We start from the raw sequence: 21,211 nt of genomic DNA, 5'->3' as shown, positions 1-21,211 counted from the left end.
ACCGTCGGGGAGAATGACGTGACTGAAGCAAATGGCGAATCTTTGAACGCGGAAGCCGGCCCGCCGGGCAAGCCCGAACGCGGCAAGGCCGTCAAGCTGGTCGATCGCGTCTTCGACCAGCTGCTCGAGCGGATCCGCGGCGGAAACTATCCGCCGGATTCCCGCCTTCCCGGCGAACACGAACTTGCCTCGATGCTCGGTGTTTCCCGACCGATCGTCCGCGATGCGCTGGCGCGCCTGCGCGACCAGGGCATTGTCTATGCCCGCCAGGGGGCAGGCACCTTCGTCAGTGCGCATGGATCGCCGACGGCCCAGCTTGCCTATTCGCCTGTTAAGACCATTGCCGATATTCAGCGCTGCTACGAATTCCGCCTGACCATCGAGCCGGCCGCCGCCTATTTCGCCGCCAAGCGCCGCAATGAGCAGGCGATCCAGAAGATCGCCAATGCGCTTGCAGATTTGCGCGAGGCGACCAGCCATCAACTTCACCGCACCGACGCCGATTTCATCTTCCATCGCGCGGTGACGGAGGCTGCCAACAACCATTATTACACCGCCTCGATCGATGCGCTGAAAGCCCATATCGCCGTCGGCATGCATCTGCACGGCCTCTCTTTGCTCGGCCCTCGTCAGGGGCTCGAACAGGTCTATGAAGAGCATAACGCCATCTACAAAGCGATCGCCGACGGCCGGGCCGATGACGCGCAGCGGCTGATGAAGACGCATCTTGAAGGCTCAAGGGACCGTCTGTTCGAGGGCAGGGTGCTCGATTTGTCCTTCTGAGCGGCGGGGGGGAGCGGATCTGCCCCGAACAATGCGTGGCGTAGGTAATAGCCTGCGCGCGGACGCAGGGTTATCGTCGCCGTAGGTGGTCCAGAGCTTCTGGCAAGCCGGCGGCATGATGATCGCTCGGTACGCTATTGCCTGAGGCGGCCCCAGGACGGATCCCACGCAACGTCTTCGACAAGATCGACGAAGATGGGGGCGTTGCCGCGATGGTTTTCCGCCAGCTTGAACGCTGCCTCAGGTTCCATTTCCTCGCCGGGAAAGATCGTATCGTCCTGATCCGTATCTGCGACCTTGCGGACATATCCTCTGATCTGGTTCCCCGATCGATAGAGCTTGACGATCAGCGAGCCGGCCGGGACGGCGCCTGCGGAATACCTGACATATTCGTGCATATCTTCCGCCTGTTGCTGGGGTTTTCTGCGCCTCCGGCAGCTCCTGTTGCCTTGGATCCTTTTGTCTTCCCGCTATTTATTAAGTTCTTCGGCCATCTGGAGATGGTGTTCCAGCGCAGGCCGCGTGCTTGCCGCCCACGCCTTCAGTTCCGGATTATCGCCTTCGTCGCCATAGCGCTTGAAGAGATCGACCGCGTCTTCGTGGGCAGCTTCCTGATCCGCGTGATATTGCTTGTTGAAATCGTCGCCCTTGAGGCCGTTCAGCTTGTCGAGCATGCTTTGCTGATCCGAGGTCATTGCGTCCGGAAGGGTCGCTTTGACCTTGCCGCCCGATACCAGCGCCTTTAGTTCCTCGCTGGTTTTCTGGTGCTCGGTTAGCATTTGCTGCGCAAAGGCTTTTGTCGCTTCATCGCCGCGTTCGACCGCGAGCTTGCTTGAGGCGATTTCGAACATGTCGCTTGCCGCCGCCTCCTTGACGAAATCCTCCGTTTTCGGCGGCACGCCCATCAGGGAATTGACGCCGGACTTTTCAGCCGCCGACTGCGCGAAAGCGGGAACGGCAAGCGAAAGGGCGAGCGAAGCGATAGCAAAGCGTTTCATACTGATCTCCTGGGTTGGTGATCCGCTAAACTTGCGGATGCGCCGAGAGTTCCCGGCTTCGCACGTGAGACTGATCTCGGCTGCTTCGATGGAGGTGCCGGGCCTAGAAACAGTAAGGGAAGGTTTCCTGATCGCCCTTCCCGGACTGCTGAGCGACAAGCGGTGACAGCGCGTGCGTTTCGTCGAACCAGATGAAGGCGTCGTATTGCCGCGACAGGGATGTCGACATGTAGTGGCTCAGCCGTTCGGATTCCGGCCTGTAGATCACCCCGATGAAGCGCTGAAGCCGCTGTTCGACCAGGCTTGCGTGCAGTTCCTCATCGGCCTTGAGGTCGAGGAGAAATTGCGGCTTTGCGGCGTCGTGACATAAGCGCTCGTAGCTCTGCGGGAGCGACGGGTTGAGTTGCTTCCTCTCCGCCCGCCCGTCCCAATCGTCGGCGGCGATCACTTCGCCGCAATGTGTTCCCAGCCCGATCAGGCTTGTCATCCCGGCGAAACGCTGCCGGCACAGCTGACCGAGGCTGAGTTCGTCGCGAGCCGTTGCCATGTCTGTGTAGCGGGCGTCGCCGATATGTGAGTTGTGAGCCCAGATGATGATCTTTGCCGCTGGTCCGTGAAAGTCGAGAAGGTGCTCGACCGTGTCTGCCATATAAGAGTCGCGCAGGTTCCAGGCTTCGGCACCGCCGTAATACATGACGCGATAATATCGTTCGGCGGCGGCGAGCAATCTTGCGGACTGGACGGCGTTCAGAAAGTCATCATTGTCCGAGGCCGCGTCATTCAGCGATCGGGCCAGAAGTTCGGTGCATTGCTTTAGCACTGCGTCCTCGCATGATCTGTAGGCTTCGGTCAGCACGGCCCGACCATAGGTGGCGGGATTGCTCTGCCAGGGGCTGAGGCAGCCGTAGCGCTCCCTGGCGATCTTGGCTGTCTCCGGACTGACATTTTCGAGATAGTGAAGGACGGAGCGGATCGACCCTGACATGTTGTAGAGATCGAGGCCATAGAACCGCATCGGATCCTTGTGCGATGCCTTGCCCCGTTCGTTTTCCTCCTTCATCCAGCCGATGAACCGCGAAAACTCCAGATTCCGCCACATCCACCGGGGAAAACGGCTGAATGGCTCGCCGTCTGTCGGTCTCTGGCCATTGATCCAGTGGTCTATTGCGGAAGCGTCCGGCCAATCCGCTTCGACTGCAATAAGATTGAACCCATGATGTGCGATCAGATGCCGGCTAATGGCAGCCCGCGTCTGATAAAATTCGGCTGTCCCGTGGGTGGATTCCCCAAGCAGAACAATGCGGCTGTCAGCAAATCGATCGAAAAGGGTGGCAAAGCTCTTGTCCTCGATCGATGAAAATTCTTCCGCCGCTGCCGAGATCAGTTTGCTGGATACTTCTTCCGTGAGCGACGACAGGGCTGTTGCCGTGTACATTGGATGGGCCGCGGTCCAGGCATCCTCGCCGATCAGCGGGACGAAGAGCACGCCGCCCAAATCTTCCTCCTCGAAGGTGGCCGGCCCCGTGCGTGTGATGCGTTTCAGGCGCTGTTCCTCGCCGCCGCCGACCGGGATGATGAGCCGCCCGCCGAGATCCAGCTGCTCCTTCAGAGCGGCCGGCACCTCGGGTGCGCCAGCGGAAACGATAATCGCATCGAAGGGAGCAGCTTTAGCCCAGCCTTTGCTGCCGTCGCCCACCCGGACGTCGATATTGCGATAGCCCAGCTTTTCAAACCGTTCTCTGGCCTGAAGCGCCAGCCGTTCATGGCGCTCGACGGAATAGACGTGTCGCGCGATCCGGCTGATGAGGGCAGAGGCGTATCCGGAACCGGTTCCGACCTCGAGAACCTTGTCACCCGCATCCAGATCGGCCTTTTCGATCATCAGGGCAACGATGAAAGGCTGCGAGATTGTCTGACCCTCGCCGATCGCCAAGGGCGCATCCTCATAGGCGAACTCCTCGAAGCCCGGATCGACGAATTTTTCGCGCGGCACCATGCGCATCGCCCTGGTGACGTTTTGATCATGGATGCCGCGGCCCACGACGTGATGTTCTACCATGTGGTCTCGGATGCGGGTCATATCCATGGGATTACCTCCACTCTCGAAGACAACAGCCGAAAGCAGGTGGTTGTTCCGAAGCAGCCGGGCCCGCTGGTCTGGCTATGGCTTAGGCTCGTTTCAGCCATGGTCTCCGCCGGCAACCGGATCGCCGCGGCCGTCAGAGCGGCATTGATTTGCGCGCGTCGGAGGATCGCGCCCGGCCGTCCTGCCTCTCGGTCGCATCTTTCAATGACTTTGCCTCGGGAACCGTGGCGGTCTCCCGTTGTTGGTTATCGCTCAGCCTGGATAAGGAATAGAAATTGAACCTCAGCACCCTCATGTTCGGTCGGCGTCTTGCCAACCGCGAGCACGAAGACAAGAAAATCGGTTGGGTCGAAGCCGTGCCCGCGATTGGACTCGATGGCCTGGGATCGTCCTCCTACGGCCCAGAAGCAGCGCTCACCGTTCTCATTCCACTCGGTGCGCTCGGCCTGGTCTATATCGGCCCGGTGATGGGCTGCATCGTCGCTCTGCTGGCGATCCTCTATTTCTCCTACAGGCAGACGCTTGCGGCCTATCCGACGAACGGCGGCGCCTATGTGGTGGCGAAGGAAAATCTCGGGGAATATCCGAGCTTGCTTGCCGCCGCGGCGTTGATGATCGATTACGTGCTGAATGTCGCGGTTGGCGTTTCTGCGGGGGTCGGGGCGCTTGTCTCGGCAATACCGAGCCTTCACCCCTACATCGTGCCGCTCTGCCTCGCGATCGTCTTCGTCGTCATGCTGGCCAACTTGCGCGGGACGGGGGAGGCCGGCTGGTTGTTCGCACTGCCGACCTATCTCTTCATCATCTGCTTTTTGGGTGCGATCGCCTATGGGCTGGTCGGACTAGGCCTGGGGGAGAAGGCACCGGTCGTCGCGCCGCCGCCGCTCGGCCCGGCGGCACAAGGCGCAACACTCTGGCTCCTCATGCATGCATTTGCCAGCGGTTGCACGGCTATGACCGGCGTTGAGGCTGTTTCCAACGGAATGGGTTCGTTCAGGCAACCCGTCATGCGCAACGCCTACTTCACTCTTACGATTATTGTCGTTGTTCTCGGTTTGCTGCTTGGCGGTGTCGCGACGATCGCCACCGCCTTTGAGATCGGTGCAATGGATCAGACGAGAGAAGGCTACCAGAGCGTGCTGTCGCAGCTGCTTGCCGCCATTGCCGGCCACGGCGCCTTCTATTATATCGCCATGGCAAGCCTTCTGAGCATCCTTTGCCTTTCGGCCAATACTAGTTTTGTCGGCTTTCCCCGGCTCTGCCAGATGGTCGCCGCCGATGGTTATCTTCCTAAGGCCTTTGCTCAGCCGGGGCGCCGGCTGGTGTTTACCGCCGGCATCCTCTTTCTCTCCGGCTTCGCCGCGCTACTTCTTATCGCCTTCGGAGGGATTACCGACAATCTGATCCCCCTCTTCGCGATCGGGGCCTTTTTGACGTTCACGATCTCTCAAGCCGGTATGACCCAGCATTGGCGCCGCCGGTCCAGGCGGTATGGAGCAAAGCTCGCGATAAATGCGGTCGGCGCGGTTTCGACTGCGGCAGCGCTAGTCATCATTCTGATCGCAAAATTTGCCGAGGGTGCATGGATCACCCTGGTTGCTGTTCCGGTAGCCATAGCCGTTTTGAAGATGATCAAGAGCTACTATATCTCGCTTCAACGCGAACTGCGGAAGCCGGGTCCGATCACCCTCGAAGATATCGAGCCGCCGACGGTTCTAGTTATAACCGAAGCATGGAACAGACTGAGCGAACGCGCCATTAAATTTGCCCTGACCATCTCGCCTGATGTCGTTGCGGTTCATTTCATCCGTCTTGGCGGACCTGATCGGGAGGAGGGCGAAAAGGCGCTCCGCGAGAAATGGCGCATCGACGTCGAAGAGCCGATCGCCGCATTGGGTTTGAGACCGCCGCGGCTCATGCTCATCCCTGCTCCCTATCGGCAATTGCACCAACCGCTTCTGCGGCTGGTCGAAAAGCTGGATGCGGACAGCCCGGAAAGGCGTGTCGCGGTTCTCATTCCCGAAACCGTCAAAGATAGATGGTGGCAGAAGCTTCTGCACATGAACAGGGCAGGGCGGCTACGGACAAAACTCGTCAAGCTTGGGGGGCCGCGGCTGACTGTGGCCACGGTTCCCTGGCGGTTATATCGGGAAGAGCCGCCGCCAGCATGAGGACCTTTCGTTCGTGTCGTCCGGGGAACTTAGTGTGAAGAGCGAAGTTGGACAGCCATCAGCAAGAGGCGCCAATGTCCACCAATCCCCTGATGAGCGAACCGGTCGAAGATCTCGCCAACCGCCTGGAAGCGATGACGGATGACGAGTTGTTCGAAACCATGAATGAGCTGGAAAAAGCGAGCGACAGAGCCGACCAAGACGCAATGGAGGAGGTTCTGTCCCGCATCGCTCTGACCGAAAGCGAAATCGAACGGCGCTATCCCGGCCGACTGCTGGCACCGTATCGCGACTGGAAGCAAAGACAGCCGCTCCTGTGACTGTGACGGGTTTGCGCAATGCAAAAGAATAGACGGAGGTATAGATGAGCAGCTCTGAGACAACGACGGACCACAAGAAGATCCGCAAATGGGCGGAGGACAGGGAAGGCAGGCCGGCTGCTATCCGAACCGGCGGCAAAGGCGGCGTCCTGCGCATCGATTTCGGAGAGAAGGAAGAGGAATTCGACGAGATCGGCTGGGACGAATTCTTCAAGATCTTCGACGAAAACAAGCTCGCCTTTCTCTACCAGGATAAGACCAAGGACGGGAAGACAAGCCGCTTCAACAAATTCGTCGAGCGTGACTGAACGCCCTCACGCGGCGATCGATCGCCGCGTTCCTGCCGAGGGCCGTTGTTATTTGCGACCAGAGCCCGGCTCCGCCATCTTCGAATGCTGGTGGGCGAGCACGCTCGCCGGCGTGACGTTGGCAACGGCGGCCTGGAGCTTGTTCTTCCAGCCGCTGACGACATCGCCTTCGCCGTCCATCATCGCGTCATAGCCGATGCGTGCGACTTCGCCTGCGTCATCCTTTTTCGACTGGCCGATCGCCGTATCCAAAAGACCTGCCCGCTTGAAGAACTCGGTTTCCGTTGCTCCGGGCATGAGGCAACTGACGGTTACGCCGCAATCCTTCAATTCCTCGCGTAAGGCGAAAGAGAAGCTGTTGATGAAAGCCTTGGTAGCGTTATAGACGGCCTGGTAAGAGCCCGGCATGAAGCCGGCGATCGAACCTGTCAGCAGGATACGTCCCTCGCCGCGGCTGCGCATCTGGTTGCCGACGGCATGGATCAAGTGGATCGTTCCGGTAATGTTGGTTTCGACGACCTTGCGCGCCTCAGCGAAATCCTGGTCGAGGAAGGCCTTGCCGAGCCCGCGTCCCGCATTGGCCATCAACAGGTCCACCGACCGGCCGCTGGCGGTGATCCGTTCCACAAGCCGATCTACGCCTTGAGTTGTCGACAGGTCGGCCTCAACGGCCTCCACCGCGGTGCCGAACTCCTTGAGGTGGGCTGCGGCCTGATTGATGCGCTCCTCGTTGGCGGCGATGATGAGATCATAACCATCCTGGGCCGCGCATTTCGCCAGTTCGTAGCCGATGCCAGTGGAGGCGCCGGTGACGACGGCGAGGCCCTTGCCTCCTTCATTATCAGCCATCATGCTCCTTCAGGGTTTGAGGACGACCTTGATGCATCCGTCCTGCTTGTCGCGGAACGTTTTGTAGAGGGAAGGCCCGTCTTCCAGCGAGCCGCGATGGGTAATGACGAAGGACGGATCGATGTCTCCTTTCTCGATACGTTCCATCAGTATCGGCAAGTAATGCTGGACCGGTGTCTGGGCCATCCTGAAGGTCAGGCCGCGATTGATGGCCGAGCCCATCGGGATCTTGTCGAGAAAGCCGCCATAGACCCCGACGATCGAGACCGTGCCGAAATTGCGGCAGCAATGGATCGCCTGACGCAGCACATGCGGCCGGTCGGTGCCCATGAACATTGCGACCTTGATGCGGTCGAGGCGCGAATCCCAACTGGCGGCTGCCTCGGCCTCGGTTCCCACCGCGTCGATGCAGGCATCTGCGCCGCGCCCGTCGGTCAAATCCATGATCTGGTCGTAGACATCCTTGTCCATGAAATCGAGTGTGATCGCTCCGGCAGCTTGTGCAAGCGCAAGCCGCTCGGGCACCGCATCGATAGCGATTACCCTTTCGGCGCCGAGCAGGAAGGCGGAGCGGATCGCCATCTGGCCGACCGGGCCGCAGCCCCAGATCGCGATCGTATCGCCGGGCTGGATATTGCAGAAGTCCGCCGCCATGTAGCCGGTGGGGAAAATGTCCGACAGGAAAAGCACCTGATCATCGGAGAGCCCGTCCGGCACCTTGATCGGACCGACATCGGCGTAGGGCACGCGCAGATATTCCGCCTGCCCGCCGGCATAACCGCCGAGCAGATGCGAATAGCCGAACAGCCCGGCCGGCGAATTGCCCCACATCTTCGTGACTTTCGAACGATCCGGATTGGAGCGCTCGCAGCCCGAATAAAAACCGCGTTTGCAGAAAAAACATTCGCCGCAGGAAATTGTGAAGGGGACAACGACACGATCGCCGACCTTGAGTTTGGTGTTGTCTCTGCCGACCTCCACGACCTCGCCCATGGTCTCGTGGCCCATGACGTCGCCGCTGTGCATTTCCGGCATGACACCGTCATAAAGATGCAGATCGGACCCGCAGATCGCGCAGGTAGTGACCTTGATGATGGCATCCCGGCCGTCTTCAATCCTAGGATCGGGCACGCTCTCGCAGCGGATATCATGCTTGCCGTGCCAGGTCAGAGCTCTCACGTTTTTTCTCCTCGGCGCTCGTCGATGGCGCTCCAACCTCAGCTTCTGTGAAATGTTCCCGTTGTTCGCGGCTCCCGATCGGAGCGCCGAGGAGTTCGGAACAGAGACTCGCGGTACGAGTTCGTCCTGAGGATGCAAGCACGGCAAATCCGCCGCAACGTCCGGCTCGAACCACAAAGCTTCCCATCACGAAGGAGCAAATCATGACTTCGCCCAAACACGCAAAGACCACCAAACCAAGCGACCTCGACCTGTCGAACGACCCAGGTATCGGCCGCTCCCGCGGCATCGTATCTCCACCTGAGGACGAGGCGATGCAGGCCGAAAATACTGTCGACGGCGATGCCGCCAACGATACGACGACCCAGGGCGGTGTCGACCCGCGCCGCCGCGGAAGGACCAACAAATAGCCGCCGCCCTCGGCTGACCGCCGTCAAAGCTCGAGTAAGGCGTAAGCTTTGCCGGTCGGTTTCTCGACATGGGCCGCGACATTGTAGACCGGGGCGCCGCCCGGTGTGCGGCCCTCATAGGATCCGCGATGGGCATGGCCGTGCACGACGGCGTTCACGCGAAACCGGTCGATGGTTTCCGCAAGCCGCGAGGAGCCCAGAAAGGGATAGATTTCCAACGGCTCACCTGCAACGGTTTCGGCGATCGGGGCATAGTGCAGCACGACGAGGGAGCGATCGGAACGCACCTGCCGCATCGCGTTTTCCAGCCGCATCGATTCCTCGACGCTCTCGGCGACCATCGCCTTGATGGCGGTTTCGCCGAAGGAACCGAGCATATGGCGCCCGAAGCCGCCGGCAAAACCCTTGACGCCAACGAAACCGACACCGGCGATCTCGGCTGCATGGCCGTTCAGCAATTTCACGCCGGCATCGGTCAGAATTTTGCAGACGTCCTCGACTTGACCGCTTTCATGATCGTGATTGCCGAGGACGGCGACCGTCGGCACCGTGCAATGTCTGAGATCGATGGCGAGCAATTCGGCCTCCTTCGGCCGGCCGAGATCGGTCAGGTCGCCGGCAATGACCAGGACATCGGCGACCAGTGAGATTTCGGCAAACAGATCCTTGTAGGATTTTGCGCCGTCCTCAGTCATATGCAGGTCGGCCACTGCCGCAACCTTCACGCTCTTTCGCTGATCATCCATCGCATTTCTCCTAATCGCCTCTGAGTTCACCTTCGCCACCGACATCGGCAAAACCCCATTCCTTCACGTCGATCTCGAAATCGACGCGGGAATACATCCGTCCGCGGCATATTTTCATTTGCGGCAGTGGCAATTCCTGCTGTGCCTTCAGCCGGTCCAGAAGCTCCTCCAGCAGCCACCGGGGAATCTTGTCCCGCTCGGTCGGGTAAATCCATCGGAAGTTCAGAATGTGGATGAGAAGCACCTCCCAATGGACTTCGAGATAGGCGAGCAGCTTGCGCCAATCGATGGCATCATGTGCCTTCAAGATGACATGCGCGACATCGGCACCATCATAGCGATGTCGCAGCTGGACAAAGCATTTCGACCAGACCAGCTCGGTCGGGCTGACGATCCTAACCGTGTGACCGCACATTTCGACCTTTCGCGCATCCTCGAACCAGTCGTCGCCGACCGGCATGGTTCCGTTGGATGAAGCAAAGATGACGTCGAAGAAGTGGTGGCCCTTCAGCACTTTCCCGAGCCAGCGTTCGTCTTCGACTTCGACCGTATAGCCCTTCGATTTGAAGTGGCCCAAGATGCGCGCATAGTCGCCGGCCTTGCAAAATATGTCGAAATCCTTCGTCTGGCGGGAGATGCCGGTGTAGGCGCAGACGGCGTAGGTGCCGGCGACGAGAAAAGGAATGCGGGATTTGACGAGCTCCTCAACGACTTCGGTGACGAACGGCTCGGCGGCGGGATCGATGAGCTGCGGGACCGCCTTTGCCTTGATCAGCACATCATTGTCTCTGCCCTTTCCGGCTGTTCGCACGGTCATCGTCGATTCCTGTGTTTGATACGCAAAGCAACACCTGGAGCGGTTCAATGTTCCGGCCTGTCGCTGAAGGCGGCGGCCTTGACGTGAGAGGTGTTTGTCATGCCCGCCCGATTAGCCCGGAACTTCGCTATCTCCGTGTCGTTTGGACCATGAGACGCGTGCCGCGTCTCCAGAAGGCCCCGGATGCTGATTGGAGGATGTCATGGACAAACGAGCGAAGATATCGACCGGCGCGAACGACAGACCGAGAAACGAAACCATTGCCGGAAGCGGCCCGGGTATTCCCGACGACAGCGGCCGCATGGTCGAGCTGACGGACGAGGAAATCAAACGCACGAAAGCTTCGCTGTTGCGCGATCGGCTCGACAATCTCAAGGACGAGCTCGATGAACAGATCGATCTTCCGCAAAGGGGCGCGCCGTGACCGAGGTGAGGAAAGTCGGTCCTTCCGCCTCGGGCTCAGGCTTCGACGATGAAAGGCCGCCATGGCGAATGATGATATTCGTCATCACTATCTTTCTCATCGCTTGTCTGGTTGCTCTGGCTTTCGTGCTGACGACACATCCGGGTGAACCCGATGAGAAATCACCCACGCCGGCTACGGAGCAGGCACGATGAGCGACGGGGATAAAGATCCTGTTCAGCGACCATCATCTTCTTCGGCAGGCAAACGCACCAGGCTCAATGCTGGCAGAATTGCACTCATCCTGGTCGGCACGGTCGGCGTGGTCGCATTCATCCTCTATGCGACGATCGTCTTCTACGGCCTTATTACTGGTTCATGAGATCGTATCCGCCTGCTGGTAGATGCGGTCGATGACCTCCGCGACCGCGACGAACTCTTGAGCGGCAGGATCGTGGCGTTGACCTCGGGCTAGTCTCCTCATCCAATCGACGGCGGCTCGTCCGCCCCATTCCTCTGGCGGCTCGGCCAGGCTTTGGCGGGACGTGCCGGATAGCTTTGCAGCGGTGAAGTCATAGAACGATCCGTCGACATTTCTGAATGAGGCGCCTCCTTCCGTTCCGAAGAAATCGGCGCCGATCACGGCGTCGCAGCCGGCCTGAAGTCGCCACGACGAAGTCACGCGCACCACTTGACCGCCGGAGAGTGTGAGAGTCGCCGCGGCAAAGTCCTCGACGGTGCGGCTTTCCCCGAGGCGGTTTCCGCCGGCTCTCAACTCGCTCGTGACGGTCGCGACGGATGGGAAATCGAGACACCATAAGACGAGGTCGATCAGATGAACCCCGAGATCGATAAGGCAGCCGCCGCCGGACAGTGTCTTGTCGTAGAACCAGGCCTTGTCGGGACCATAGGCGTTATGGAAAGTCAGGTCCGCCGCGAATACCTTTCCAAGTGCACCGGAGCGGATGAGCTCACGGATCTGCCGCATGCCTTCCGTATGGCGATAGGAAAGGTCGACCCCAAGCAATCTGTTCGCCGCCCTGGAGGCATCGACGACAGCCCTGACTTCCGATGCCGTTCGCCCGAGCGGCTTCTGGCAAAAGACGGCAACCCCGGCCTCGAGCGCGCGGATGGACTGCGCGGCATGGCTGGCGCTCGGCGTGGCAATGACTATGCCGTCGAGCTGCTGATCGAGCAGCTCCTCCAGATCGGCGGCGATCACGGCATCGGGTGCAAGGGCACAGGCCTCGCGCATCATCTCGGTCGACGGGTCGGCAATGGCGACGGCCTCTGCAAAGCCACTGTCGAGCACCGCTTTCATGCGCTGCCGGCCGATCCAACCGACGCCGAGAAAACCGAGCTTCACCTGTTTGAGGGCGGTCGCCGTCTGTGCCGAAACCAGCTTATCCATCAATATTGCACCAAGGCTTTCAGGAAACCGTCAGGCCGGTCGCGTGTGGTATTCAGTGCTTCGTCCAGCCGCTCCAGGGGATAGATGTGCGTATAAAGCGGCTGGGGGTCGATCCGGCCCTGGCGCACCGCTTCTATCGCCTCGCGAATGCCCCTCATATAGACGGCGGGATCACGCTCGTGAGCATTGATGACATCGAGCCCGCGCCAGTTCCAGAGCTGCATGTTCACCTGGCGAGGGCCGTCCTGGTGATAGCCGGCGATCACAAGCCGGCCCCGCTCCTTGGCAAGCTCGGCCGCCAGGTCGAGCGGCCATTGTTTGCCTACTGCTTCGATGACGCAGTCGCAGAAACATCCGTCCGTCAGCGTCCTGACGTCCTCGATGATGCGCCAGTGATCGTCCATCGGGATGACCTCGGCAGCGCCCATCCGCTTTGCGACCTCGAGCGAGTAGGACCGCCGAGAGATGGCGATCACCCTTGCTCCCGCTGCCGCGGCGAGCCGTGTCAGGAGGGCGCCAATAAAACCAACGCCGATGATGGCGACGGTCTGGCCGCTTTTGATACCGCTGCGGCCGAAGATGTTCATGGCGCATCCGAGCGGCTCCCCCGGAAACGGCTGACCATCCAATTCCCTTGGCAGCACGGCAACCATCGAGGCATCCGCGAGGTCGTGCGTGGCGTAGGCATGGTAGGATAGCGCCGCGACCCGGTCTCCCTTTTGCAGGTCAGTGACGCCGTCGCCTATGGCGTCCACGACACCCCAGCCCTCGTGCCCGAGACCGCCCGCCTCCGTCGGAAAAGTCATCCACTCCGGCCCGGCCCAGGGCGTGAGGTTCGAAGCGCAGACGCCGCAGCCTTCCAGTCTCACCCTGACCTGGCCCGGCCCCGGTTCCGGCAGGGCACGAGTCTCGACCGAAACATGACCGGGACCGGTCACGATCGCCGCCCGCATCAGCTCGCCCGCGGGCCTCGCCGCAATGTTCATGGGATGTCCTCCAAGCTGGCGTCCATCGAACCCGTGAGGCCCGCGAAGAGTTCCCGGTGGAGGTCAAAGAAGTCAAAGATGATGAAGTCAATAAAGATGTCATTGATGCAGGAACTTTTCTATCCACGCTCGGTTCGGCCGCTATCTCCGAAGCAATTTCTTCAACCGGACGGATCCAATAATGACGATCTTGATAACAGGAGGGTGCGGCTTCATCGGCCGCCATGTTGCTGAAGAACTTCTGCAAAGCGGCTATGAGGTGCGCGTCCTCGATGCCTTGATCGACCAAGTGCATGCCGACGCCGAGCTTGTCGTGCCGGAGGGTGCCGAGGTCATTCGCGGCGACGTCAGGGACAAGGACGCGGTGCGCGCGGCGCTCGCGAATGTCGATGGCGTCATTCATCTTGCCGCCGAAGTCGGCGTCGGACAATCAATGTATGAAATTGCCCGCTACGTCAGCTGCAACGACCTCGGAACGGCGGTGCTGCTCGAAGCCATGATCGGCATGCCTGTCCGAAAGATCGTCGTCGCTTCCTCCATGAGCGTTTATGGAGAAGGGCTTTATCTGACCGGGGACGGCAGACGGCTCGGCTATGTCAGGCGGCGAAGCCACCATATCAAGCGTGGCCAATGGGATCCGCTCGGCCCGGATGACGAGCCGTTGACGCCCGTCGCCACCGACGAGGAGAAGCCGGTCGACCTGGCTTCGATCTACGCCTTGACAAAATATGCCCAGGAAAAGCAGGTCTTGATCTTCGGCGAAGCCTATGGCCTGGATGCCGTCGCGCTGCGACTTTTCAACGTTTTCGGCGCCGGCCAAGCCCTTTCCAACCCCTATACCGGCGTGCTCGCAAATTTCGGCTCGCGCCTCGCCAACCGGCAGCCGCCGATGATCTTCGAGGATGGCAAGCAGCGGCGCGATTTCGTCCATGTGCGCGACGTGGCGAGGGCCTTCCGGCTGGCTCTGGAGAAGCCCGCGGCGTCGGGCCACGTGATCAATATCGGCAGCGGCCTGGCCTATTCGATCGCCGACGTCGCAATGCTTCTTGCCGACGCGATGGGCGTGCCGGAGATCGCCCCCGATATCATGAACAAGGCGCGTTCCGGCGACATACGCAATTGCTTTGCCGATATCTCCAAGGCACGTGAACTGCTCGGCTTCGAGCCCAAATACCATCTCGAAAATTCGCTCGCTCCTTTCGTCGACTGGGTCCGGCAGACAGGAGCGATCGACCGTGGCGCCGAGATGAAGCGGCAACTTGAAGAACGGGGGCTGGTTTCATGAACAAGGCCGGCTCTCGAGCATCCAGCCAGCGGGAGACTCGGCGCTTCGGATTCGTCGAATGGTTCCGACCGGGAGAACATGAGCGGACCGAGACCCTACTGCCGGATATACTGGCGAGCGGCGCGAGTTATCTCAGGACACATCTATCCTGGGCCGAATATCTGGCGCCGGGCGGGCAGGAATGGTTCGACTGGTTCATTCCACGCGTCGGCAGCGAAATCGATCTTCTGCCCTGCATCCACTACACGCCGCCATGCCTTTCCAGGACGGGGAAGTCTTCAGGCGCGCCGCTCGATCTCAAATCCTACGCCGACTTCGTCGATCATATCCTGACGCGCTACGGCGGCTATTTCCGCCACATCGAGCTCTGGAACGAACCGAACAATCTGCTCGATTGGGATTGGCGCCAGGACAGCGATTTTCTGCTCTTCTGCGAGATGGTCGGCGGTGCCGCCTATTGGGCCAAGCAGCGAGGCTACAAACCGGTGCTCGGCGGCCCGTGCCCCTTCGATCCCTATTGGCTCAACCTGATGGGCACGCGCGGCGTGCTCGGTGTCGTCGATGCCGTCGGCTTCCACGGTTTCCCCGGGACCTGGGACAGTGAGGAAGCAACGTGGGGCGGTTGGGACATGCATCTCGGCGAGATGCGCGGGATCATCGATCGCTATAATGCCGAAGCCGAAATATGGATTACCGAAACCGGCTATTCGACCTGGCGCAATGACGAGATCGAACAGGCACGGCGCTTCATCAAGGCGCTCAACGTCCGGGCCGACCGCATCTATTGGTATTCATGGGGCGATGTGCCGCCGGATGTGCCGGTTCAGGAAGGTCTGTGGTTCGATCCGCGGCACTATCATCTCGGCGCAGTCACCCACGACAATAGGCCGAAGCTGCTTGCCCGCCTTCTGATGGAGGGAGGCATCAACAGGCTGGAGGAGGTTGCGGCGCTCGCTGCGCCCCATCTCGCCTCCGATGCCGCGCCTGTTGTCGTGACCGGCGGCAGCGGATTCGTCGGGTCCAATCTCGCCGACAGTCTGTTGAACGACGGTGAAGACGTCATTATTCTCGACAATCTGGGACGTTCGGGCGTCGATCAGAACCTCTCATGGCTGATCGAACGGCATGGAGCACGGGTGCATCCGGTTCTTGCCGATGTTCGCGACCTGGTGGGGATCGAAGCAGCCTTCAAGGATGCCAAAGCCGTCTTCCACTATGCCGCGCAGACAGCCGTGACCACCAGCCTCGCCGATCCGCTGCAAGATTTCGAAACCAATGCCCGCGGTACGCTCAACGTGCTGGAATCCGTCCGCAAGGCAGGCCGGCGGGCGCCGGTCATCTTCGCAAGCACCAACAAGGTTTATGGTGCTCTGGACGATCTGCGGATGGTCGAGCTTGATGATCGCTATGTCCCCGAAGATGAGATCGTGCGGGCGCAAGGCATTGCCGAGAATCGGCCGCTTGATTTCTGCACACCCTACGGGTGCTCTAAGGGTGTCGCCGACCAATATATCCTCGACTATGCGAAGTCCTACGGCATACCGGCTGCCGTCCTGCGCATGAGCTGCATCTATGGGCCGCGTCAATTCGGCACCGAGGACCAAGGCTGGGTGGCGCATTTCCTCATCCGTGCGCTTGGCGGCGAAGCCATTTCGGTCTACGGCAGCGGCAAGCAGGTGCGGGACATCCTGCATGTGGATGATGCGGTGGCCGCCTACCGCCTGCTGCTCGCCAATATCGATCGGCTCGCCGGCAATGCCTTCAACCTCGGAGGAGGCCCGTCCAATGCGGTCAGCGTCCTCGCGGTGCTACGCGAGATCGAAGAGCTTACGGGATATTCTGTTGAAACGAATTTCGGCCCGTGGCGGGCCGGCGATCAGTTCTATTTCGTTGCCAATACCGGAAAACTTGAAACCGAGATCGGCTGGAAAGCGGGCGTCGGATGGCGAGACGGTCTGCGACACCTTGCTGAATGGCTGATCGCCAATCGTTTCGGCGGTCGGCGCATCCGCAGTGAAAAGCGGAAGGCGTCGGCATGACCGGACAGAACGGGCACAGCCGTGTGATGATGACGCTTGATGCCATCGGTGGCGTGTGGCGTTACGCCATGGATTTGGCGGCAGCCCTGAAGGCGAAGCACATTGAAATCGTCTTCGCCGGTTTTGGTCCCATGCCCGCGGAGGACAAGATTGCCGAGGCTAGGCGGCTTGGGAAACTCGTCTGGCTGGACGCTCCGCTCGATTGGATGGTGCAGGACGAAAAGTCTGTTGCCGAAGTGCCGCGCCTCATCGCCGATCTCGCCCGTCGCGAAAAGGCCGATCTTCTGCATCTCAATCTGCCGTCGCAGGCCGCGGACCTGCAAACGGAGCTGCCGGTAATTGTGGTGTGCCATTCCTGTGTGGTGACCTGGTTCGCCGCCGTACGCGGCACCGAGGTGCCGCGGAACTGGCAATGGCAATATCGGCTGAACCAGGCAGGCTTCGCCCGCGCAGACGCTGTAATTGCGCCGAGTCGCAGCCAGGCGGAGGCGATGGAAGCGGCCTATGGACCGATCCAGAACCTTCACGTTGTTTATAATTCGAGCGCGCTCGTTGCTTCCGATGAGCCCAAACGGAACTTCGTTGTCGCTGCCGGCCGCTGGTGGGATGAGGGAAAAAACGGCGCCGCGCTGGATGCGGCCGCAGCCTTGACACGCTGGCGGGTGCTGGCGGTGGGTGCCAACGGTGGTCCCAATGATCAATACCAGCCGTTCCGCCACGCCGACCATCAAGGCGAGCTTTCCCATGAGCGGACGAAGATCCTGATGCGGCAGGCGGCCGTCGTGGCGTCACCCTCCCTCTACGAGCCCTTCGGGCTCGCGGCCCTGGAAGCGGCAAGGGCGGGCGCGGCTTTGGTGCTCTCCGATATCCCCACCTATCGCGAGATATGGAAAGGTGCTGCCCTGTTTGCGGATCCGCGGCATCCGAACGCTTTCGCCGACGCCTTCAACAATCTTGCCGAGGATCCGCAACAGCGTGTCGCGCTCGGCCTGGCGGCGCGCCGGCAATCTGCCCGCTTCAACCTCGCGGCGCAGGCGCAGGCCATGTGCGGGATCTATTCCGGCATATCCGGCCGCACCTTCTCGACAGCAGCGGAGTGATCATGAAATTCGTTTTTTATACCCACTCGCTGGTTTCCGACTGGAACCATGGCAACGCGCATTTCCTTCGTGGCGTCATGCGCGATCTCCAGCGGCGCGGTCATGAGACGCTGGCATTGGAGCCGGAGGATGCCTGGAGCCGCACCAACCTTGTGAGGGATCAGGGCCCGGCTGCGGTCGAGAAGTTCCATGCGGCCTTTCCGCAGCACCGCTCGCAGATCTACGCCAGGGACTTCGATCATGAAGCAGCACTGGCCGATGCTGATGTGGTGATCGTCCACGAATGGACGGACCCGCAACTGGTCGAACGTCTCGGCTGCATCCGGCGCAATGGCGCGGCCTTTACCCTGCTCTTCCATGACACGCATCATCGGGCGGTTTCCGCTGAAGGCGATATCGCGGCGCTTATCCTCGAGGACTATGACGGCGTGCTGGCCTTCGGGCAGACGTTGCGCGAACGTTATCTTCGCGCCGGCTGGGGCAAGTCTGTATTTGTCTGGCACGAGGCGGCGGACGAGGTCCTGTTTCGGCCGATGCCCGAGATCGAAAGGATCGGAGATCTCATCTGGATCGGCAACTGGGGCGATGATGAGCGCTCCGCCGAGATTGCCGAATTCCTGATCCGCCCGGCAATGGAGCTCGGCCTGAAGACGACGGTTCGCGGGGTCCGTTATCCCGATCATGCACTCGATGCCCTGCGCGCTGCCGGCATCGCTTACGGTGGATGGATCGCCAATGCCGATGTCCCCGTCGCCTTTGCCCGCCACAAGGTCACGGTGCACATTCCGCGCCGGCCATATGTCGAGCACCTGCCGGGGATCCCGACGATCCGCATCTTCGAGGCTCTTGCTTGTGGCATCCCGCTGATCTCGGCGCCCTGGGACGACGCCGAGCACCTCTTTGCGCCGGGCACCGACTACCTTGTCGTTCACGACGGCGCGGAGATGAAGAAAAGCCTGCGTGAGCTTCTGTGCGATGCCGACCGGGCGGCGAGCCTGACGGCCGCCGGCCTGGAGACCATCAAGGCTCGCCACACCTGCCGGCACCGCGTCGACGAACTTTTCACGATCCTGGCGCACTGCGGCAGCAAGAGGGTTGCGCAGGATCTGCACTCTCGGGAGGCAGCCGAATGAAAATCGCCTTTTACGGTTCGAGTCTCGTCTCCGCCTACTGGAATGGGGCTGCCACCTATTATCGCGGTCTGTTGCGAGCCCTGGCGGCGAAAGGATACGACATCACTTTCTACGAGCCCGATGTCTACGATCGGCAGAAGCACCGCGACATTGATCCGCCGGACTGGTGCAAGGTCGTCGTTTATGACGGGACGATCGACGCCTTGAAGGCCGCTGCGAGCGAAGCGGCTGAGGCCGATATCGTCGTCAAGGCAAGCGGCGTCGGTTTCGAAGACGATCTGCTGCTGGAAGAGGTCCTTCGTAATGCGCAGACGCAGGCGCTGAAGATCTTCTGGGACGTCGATGCGCCCGCAACGCTCGCCGAACTGAAGGGATGTTCGGATCACCCGCTGCGGCGTGCACTCGCTGAAATCGATCTGGTGCTGACCTACGGCGGAGGCGACCCTGTCGTGACCGCGTACCGCTCGGTCGGGGCGGCAGACTGCGTGCCGATCTATAATGCGCTCGATCCGCAAACGCATCACCCGGTGCCGGAGGAGGGTCGTTTTACTGCCGATCTCGCTTTTCTCGGCAATCGTCTGCCGGACCGGGAGGCGCGAGTCGAGCACTTCTTCCTGGAGCCGGCGTTTCGCCTGCCGGACCGCAACTTTCTGCTCGGCGGCTCGGGCTGGCAGGACAAGCCGATGTCCGCAAATGTCCGCTATATCGGCCATGTGCCGACAGGGGATCATAACGCTTTCAACGTAACCCCTATGGCGGTTCTCAACATCTCGCGCGCCAGCATGGCGGAAAACGGTTTCTCGCCTGCGACCCGGGTCTTCGAAGCGGCCGGCGCCGGCGCCTGCCTCATCACCGACCATTGGGAGGGTATCGAGCTTTTCCTCAAGCCCGACGAAGAAGTGCTGGTCGCGCGTGACGGGCAGGATGTCGCTGCCTTGGTTGCGGCGTTATCCCGCCGGTCCGCGCAGGAGATCGGGCAGAGGGCGCGCATGCGCGTGCTGGCAGAGCACACCTATGTCAATCGTGCCGAGGTGGTGGACAAAATCTTCCGCGCGCGTCTCGGCGCGCGGATGGAGGCCGCCGAATGACGAAACCACTCGATATCGTCTTCCTCGGACTTTCACTTTCCTCTTCCTGGGGAAACGGTCATGCCACGACCTATCGCGCCCTCATCAAGGGTTTGCGGCAGGAAGGCCACCGGATTCTGTTCCTTGAACGCGACGTGCCCTGGTACGCCAGCCACCGCGACCTCGTCTCGCCTGAATTCTGCGATCTCGCCTATTATACCGATGTCGACGTCATGATCGGACTTCATGGAGACAGGCTGCGCGGGGCCGATGCCGTCGTCGTCGGATCCTATGTTCCGGACGGCGTCGCCCTCATTGACAAACTCGAAAGGCTCGGGCCGAAACGGTTCTGCTTTTACGACATCGACACGCCGGTCACCCTCGCAAAGCTCGATCGCGGCGATGAAGAATATCTAGCGCTGAGGCAGATCCTACTGTTCGATGCCTATTTTTCCTTTTCCGGAGGGACGGTGTTGACCTTGTTGGAGCGCAGTTACGGTGCGCGGCGGGCAATCGCGCTCTACTGCTCCGTGGATGAGAGCCGCTATGCCGACACCGGCGAGCCCAAATGCTGGGATCTCGGCTACCTCGGAACATACAGCCAGGACAGGCAGCCGACACTTGAGCGCCTTCTTCTGGAGCCGGCGCGCCGACTGCCGTCCATGCGCTTTGTCGTTGCCGGACCGCGATATCCGGCTGATATCGATTGGCCGGCCAATGTGCAGCGTATCGAACACCTGGCGCCTGCCGCGCACGCAAGCTTTTACACGCGACAACGGTTCACCTTGAACGTGACCCGCTCGGACATGATCGCTGCCGGCTGGTCTCCGAGCGTGCGCCTGTTCGAAGCCGCCGCCTGCGGAACGCCTGTTATCAGCGATTTCTGGCAGGGGCTGGACCAGTTGCTGCCGGATGGCGAAGCTTTGATCATCGCCCGTGGGCCGGAAGATGTCGTCGCAGTGCTAACGGAGCTTGCCGACAGCGACCGTGCGGCGATCGCCGCTGCGGCCAGGAGACGCGTGATGGACGGCCATACCGGTCTGGCCCGTGCCGGCGAATTTGCCCGGACGCTGTCGGAGCTACCGGTAAATCGAGCTTACGAGCGTATCTCAGCCTGAAG

At 60.8% G+C, this 21,211-nt stretch carries 23 protein-coding genes; 14 read left to right on the top strand and 9 right to left on the bottom strand.

The window, feature by feature from the left end; all coding sequences use genetic code 11:
* Positions 1–18: 18 nt before the first annotated feature.
* Positions 19–783 (top strand): FadR/GntR family transcriptional regulator, encoded by a 765-nt coding sequence (locus EFR00_RS29875; RefSeq protein ID WP_077993498.1) that lies wholly within the window; start codon positions 19–21, stop codon positions 781–783.
* A 134-nt stretch (positions 784–917) separates the two neighbouring features.
* Here EFR00_RS29875 and EFR00_RS29870 read toward each other — a convergent pair whose 3' ends face one another.
* The 3 genes from EFR00_RS29870 to EFR00_RS29860 form a co-directional block, all read right to left on the bottom strand.
* Positions 918–1,181 carry a hypothetical protein gene (locus EFR00_RS29870; protein WP_077993497.1) on the bottom strand — a complete coding sequence of 88 codons (264 nt, stop codon included), beginning with the start codon at positions 1,179–1,181 and terminating at the stop codon, positions 918–920.
* A gap of 72 nt (positions 1,182–1,253) precedes the next feature.
* Complete coding sequence (locus EFR00_RS29865) at positions 1,254–1,781, bottom strand: DUF4142 domain-containing protein (RefSeq protein ID WP_077993496.1); 528 nt, start codon at positions 1,779–1,781, stop codon at positions 1,254–1,256.
* Between the two features lie 103 nt (positions 1,782–1,884).
* On the bottom strand, positions 1,885–3,867 hold the full coding sequence (locus EFR00_RS29860; protein ID WP_077993494.1) for a protein-L-isoaspartate(D-aspartate) O-methyltransferase: 1,983 nt from the start codon (positions 3,865–3,867) through the stop codon (positions 1,885–1,887).
* A gap of 275 nt (positions 3,868–4,142) precedes the next feature.
* Here EFR00_RS29860 and EFR00_RS29850 point away from each other — a divergent pair, with 275 nt between their 5' ends.
* From EFR00_RS29850 to EFR00_RS29840, 3 genes are all read left to right on the top strand, one after another.
* Positions 4,143–6,038, top strand: a complete 1,896-nt coding sequence (locus EFR00_RS29850; protein ID WP_040112856.1) for an APC family permease — start codon at positions 4,143–4,145, stop codon at positions 6,036–6,038.
* Positions 6,039–6,112: 74 nt separating this feature from the next.
* A complete protein-coding gene (locus tag EFR00_RS29845) occupies positions 6,113–6,358 on the top strand; it encodes a hypothetical protein (protein ID WP_040112857.1) in 246 nt (81 codons plus the stop codon).
* Positions 6,359–6,402: 44 nt separating this feature from the next.
* Positions 6,403–6,666 (top strand): hypothetical protein, encoded by a 264-nt coding sequence (locus tag EFR00_RS29840; RefSeq protein WP_010043920.1) that lies wholly within the window; start codon positions 6,403–6,405, stop codon positions 6,664–6,666.
* Positions 6,667–6,714: 48 nt separating this feature from the next.
* Here the strand turns inward: EFR00_RS29840 and EFR00_RS29835 are convergent, their stop codons facing one another.
* Together EFR00_RS29835 and EFR00_RS29830 are read right to left on the bottom strand one after the other, a co-directional pair.
* Positions 6,715–7,515: an SDR family NAD(P)-dependent oxidoreductase gene (locus EFR00_RS29835; RefSeq protein ID WP_040142895.1), complete on the bottom strand. Its 801-nt coding sequence runs from the start codon at positions 7,513–7,515 to the stop codon at positions 6,715–6,717.
* Positions 7,516–7,524: 9 nt separating this feature from the next.
* Positions 7,525–8,694 carry a zinc-dependent alcohol dehydrogenase gene (locus EFR00_RS29830; RefSeq protein WP_077993491.1) on the bottom strand — a complete coding sequence of 390 codons (1,170 nt, stop codon included), beginning with the start codon at positions 8,692–8,694 and terminating at the stop codon, positions 7,525–7,527.
* Positions 8,695–8,897: 203 nt separating this feature from the next.
* On the opposite strand from EFR00_RS29830, the gene EFR00_RS29825 reads away from it, so the two are divergent.
* Positions 8,898–9,104 (top strand): hypothetical protein, encoded by a 207-nt coding sequence (locus EFR00_RS29825; protein WP_077993484.1) that lies wholly within the window; start codon positions 8,898–8,900, stop codon positions 9,102–9,104.
* Between the two features lie 23 nt (positions 9,105–9,127).
* Here EFR00_RS29825 and EFR00_RS29820 read toward each other — a convergent pair whose 3' ends face one another.
* Both EFR00_RS29820 and EFR00_RS29815 read right to left on the bottom strand, forming a co-directional pair.
* On the bottom strand, positions 9,128–9,850 hold the full coding sequence (locus EFR00_RS29820; protein WP_040112861.1) for a metallophosphoesterase family protein: 723 nt from the start codon (positions 9,848–9,850) through the stop codon (positions 9,128–9,130).
* Positions 9,851–9,860: 10 nt separating this feature from the next.
* Positions 9,861–10,667 carry a nucleotidyltransferase family protein gene (locus EFR00_RS29815; protein WP_040112862.1) on the bottom strand — a complete coding sequence of 269 codons (807 nt, stop codon included), beginning with the start codon at positions 10,665–10,667 and terminating at the stop codon, positions 9,861–9,863.
* 202 nt (positions 10,668–10,869) lie between these two features.
* Between EFR00_RS29815 and EFR00_RS29810 the strand changes: the two genes are divergently transcribed.
* Both EFR00_RS29810 and EFR00_RS33195 read left to right on the top strand, forming a co-directional pair.
* The gene (locus EFR00_RS29810; RefSeq protein WP_040112863.1) at positions 10,870–11,091 is read left to right on the top strand and encodes a hypothetical protein; all 222 of its coding nucleotides are present in this window, start codon (positions 10,870–10,872) and stop codon (positions 11,089–11,091) included.
* A gap of 190 nt (positions 11,092–11,281) precedes the next feature.
* The gene (locus EFR00_RS33195) at positions 11,282–11,452 is read left to right on the top strand and encodes a hypothetical protein (protein ID WP_010045800.1); all 171 of its coding nucleotides are present in this window, start codon (positions 11,282–11,284) and stop codon (positions 11,450–11,452) included.
* Here the strand turns inward: EFR00_RS33195 and EFR00_RS29805 are convergent.
* Both EFR00_RS29805 and EFR00_RS29800 read right to left on the bottom strand, forming a co-directional pair.
* Positions 11,447–12,481 carry a Gfo/Idh/MocA family protein gene (locus EFR00_RS29805; RefSeq protein WP_077993480.1) on the bottom strand — a complete coding sequence of 345 codons (1,035 nt, stop codon included), beginning with the start codon at positions 12,479–12,481 and terminating at the stop codon, positions 11,447–11,449. The two genes, EFR00_RS33195 and EFR00_RS29805, sit on opposite strands and share 6 nt — an antisense overlap.
* The gene (locus EFR00_RS29800; protein WP_040112865.1) at positions 12,481–13,467 is read right to left on the bottom strand and encodes an MDR/zinc-dependent alcohol dehydrogenase-like family protein; all 987 of its coding nucleotides are present in this window, start codon (positions 13,465–13,467) and stop codon (positions 12,481–12,483) included. The genes EFR00_RS29805 and EFR00_RS29800 overlap by 1 nt, the downstream gene beginning before the upstream one ends.
* Positions 13,468–13,523: 56 nt before the next feature.
* Between EFR00_RS29800 and EFR00_RS33980 the strand changes: the two genes are divergently transcribed.
* From EFR00_RS33980 to EFR00_RS29770, 7 genes are read left to right on the top strand one after another with little or no spacing between them, the layout of a single operon-like run.
* Positions 13,524–13,649, top strand: coding sequence for a hypothetical protein (locus EFR00_RS33980; protein WP_010054990.1), 126 nt, complete (start codon positions 13,524–13,526; stop codon positions 13,647–13,649).
* Positions 13,649–14,752, top strand: a complete 1,104-nt coding sequence (locus tag EFR00_RS29795; protein WP_040112866.1) for an NAD-dependent epimerase/dehydratase family protein — start codon at positions 13,649–13,651, stop codon at positions 14,750–14,752. Before EFR00_RS33980 ends, EFR00_RS29795 begins: the two co-directional genes overlap by 1 nt.
* Positions 14,749–16,791, top strand: a complete 2,043-nt coding sequence (locus EFR00_RS29790) for an NAD-dependent epimerase/dehydratase family protein (protein ID WP_040112867.1) — start codon at positions 14,749–14,751, stop codon at positions 16,789–16,791. Before EFR00_RS29795 ends, EFR00_RS29790 begins: the two co-directional genes overlap by 4 nt.
* A complete protein-coding gene (locus EFR00_RS29785) occupies positions 16,788–17,891 on the top strand; it encodes a glycosyltransferase family 4 protein (RefSeq protein ID WP_040112868.1) in 1,104 nt (367 codons plus the stop codon). Before EFR00_RS29790 ends, EFR00_RS29785 begins: the two co-directional genes overlap by 4 nt.
* Before the next feature lie 2 nt (positions 17,892–17,893).
* The gene (locus EFR00_RS29780) at positions 17,894–19,024 is read left to right on the top strand and encodes a CgeB family protein (protein ID WP_040112869.1); all 1,131 of its coding nucleotides are present in this window, start codon (positions 17,894–17,896) and stop codon (positions 19,022–19,024) included.
* On the top strand, positions 19,021–20,112 hold the full coding sequence (locus tag EFR00_RS29775) for a CgeB family protein (RefSeq protein WP_040112870.1): 1,092 nt from the start codon (positions 19,021–19,023) through the stop codon (positions 20,110–20,112). The genes EFR00_RS29780 and EFR00_RS29775 overlap by 4 nt, the downstream gene beginning before the upstream one ends.
* Positions 20,109–21,209 carry a CgeB family protein gene (locus tag EFR00_RS29770; protein WP_009995494.1) on the top strand — a complete coding sequence of 367 codons (1,101 nt, stop codon included), beginning with the start codon at positions 20,109–20,111 and terminating at the stop codon, positions 21,207–21,209. Before EFR00_RS29775 ends, EFR00_RS29770 begins: the two co-directional genes overlap by 4 nt.
* Positions 21,210–21,211: the final 2 nt, after the last annotated feature.

The organism is Rhizobium sophoriradicis, from assembly GCF_003939025.1.
GTDB lineage: Bacteria > Pseudomonadota > Alphaproteobacteria > Rhizobiales > Rhizobiaceae > Rhizobium > Rhizobium sophoriradicis.
The sequence above is the reverse complement of the archived record's forward strand: the minus strand, read 5'-3'. Positions and strand labels throughout refer to the sequence as shown.